The sequence below is a fragment of the Teredinibacter waterburyi genome, assembly GCF_001922985.1.
GTDB lineage: Bacteria > Pseudomonadota > Gammaproteobacteria > Pseudomonadales > Cellvibrionaceae > Teredinibacter > Teredinibacter waterburyi.
The window spans coordinates 1-1,012 of sequence record NZ_MRUH01000139.1; the positions used below are offsets into that span (position 1 = coordinate 1).

General features: G+C 43.3%; 1 protein-coding gene. It reads right to left on the reverse strand.

Going from position 1 to position 1,012, the window contains the following annotated elements; translation table 11 throughout:
* Positions 1–501 precede the first annotated feature (501 nt).
* Entirely contained in the window at positions 502–801 is a 300-nt protein-coding gene (locus IDZ20_RS10890) for a hypothetical protein (protein ID WP_188151465.1), read from the reverse strand.
* Positions 802–1,012: the final 211 nt, after the last annotated feature.

Genomic DNA, 1,012 nt, shown 5'->3' on the forward strand with positions numbered 1-1,012 from the left:
GGTTGAACGCCTTGTTATGCGCAACTTTTGAATTACGAAACAACCCAACAACCCAACAACCCAACAACCCAAAAAATACTACAACCAATTTACTAAAAATAGCTTTAATTTAGACTTAAAACCTAAAGCCATTAACAACAACTATTAAGATTAGCCTAGCTTTACACCTGAGCCAAGTACCCGTAGAAAATAAAGTTACAACTACGAATACAAGAAAAACCAAAAGCTAGAAACGTGAACGCTAGAACACTGGGAGCGTTTGGGCGCTGTTGTGCTGATTGCTAAAGTAAACGGAGGATGCACGCAAACTCTTCGAGATCAGCTGATGCTTTTACAGTAAAAAACGCCAATGAATTTCAAGCCCTACTCTTCCAGCTGTTAAGACGCATAACGCCTTTGTCATTTGCGTTTTGGTTGTAGTGGAGTTTTGGGGTAAAGTGGCGTAGCCACCCCAAAACGGAACGAAGACCAAAACGTCAAATGGACAAACTTGTTATGCATTTAATGTAAGTCCTCGTGCCCTTCGATTTCTGGCTCTTGATAGAGGTATAGTTTATATTTCTTCTGCAATACCGAAAGGACTTTTTCGAGTAAAACTCCGCCAGATCTATCGGATTTTAGCTGAAAACGCATTGATGTGAATGAATCAATCGCCACCTTTTCGCTGTTTTCGAATATCCAGATCCACGCATCTCCCTGAACTCCAGATTCAACCTCATTGAACTCAGACCTGATCAATTCGAGTAGCCCCGGGAATACGTCATAATAGTGCTCTTCGTGAACGATCTCTCCGAATATCATTTTATACTTCTCGACCTACTTCACTTGCATAACGCCAAGCTCACCTGCGATTTTTGTTGTGAGCGTTTGTGTAAAATGGAGCTGCGCGACATACACAAACGAGCGCAGCAAAAGTTGTCAGGTGGAGCGCCTTGTTATGCGAGGCGGAAAAAACCCAGTAACACACACGTTGGGCGACCGCTAGGTGGCCCCACAGCCTAAACGAAGCGCT

Bases quoted from the DNA above. Each gene is read 5' to 3' on its own strand.
- IDZ20_RS10890 (WP_188151465.1), bottom strand. From the start codon at position 801: ATGATATTCGGAGAGATCGTTCACGAAGAGCACTATTATGACGTATTC.